This window comes from Coprococcus sp. LG101-27, assembly GCF_027695515.1.
GTDB lineage: Bacteria > Bacillota > Clostridia > Lachnospirales > Lachnospiraceae > Allocoprococcus > Allocoprococcus comes.
Map to the genome: position 1 here is coordinate 1 of NZ_JAQEUJ010000029.1, position 398 is coordinate 398.

At 26.1% G+C, this 398-nt stretch carries 1 pseudogene; it reads left to right on the plus strand.

Annotation, left to right across the window (positions count from 1 at the left end):
• Positions 1 to 242: 242 nt before the first annotated feature.
• Positions 243 to 398, plus strand: a pseudogene (locus PG766_RS14555) (Type 1 glutamine amidotransferase-like domain-containing protein); the annotation flags it as partial.

Genomic DNA, 398 nt, shown 5'->3' on the forward strand with positions numbered 1-398 from the left:
GATATATTAAGAATGTATGGAAATATAGATATTGAGAAAGCAAAAGAATATCAAGATATAGTTGAAGAATATTATCCTATTGAAACTATTGTTTATGGAATTAAAAATATTAAACAGGAATTTATCGAAAATGGTAGAAAAGAAATTTATAAAAGGACTTATAAAGATTGATTATATAATATATGAAAAGCTATTATAAAAGACATTAGTATTAAATAGTTTAAAAAAATGAAAAATAATAAAGGAAATTATTCAAAAAGTTGGGAGCGATCGTAACTGAAATTGATATTTCAACGGAGGCTTATTCAACGATACAGTCTGTTTTTGAAGAAGCAGATGTGATATATTTTACCGGCGGAAATTCTTTCTTTCTTATGGACCAGCTCCGTAAAACGGGA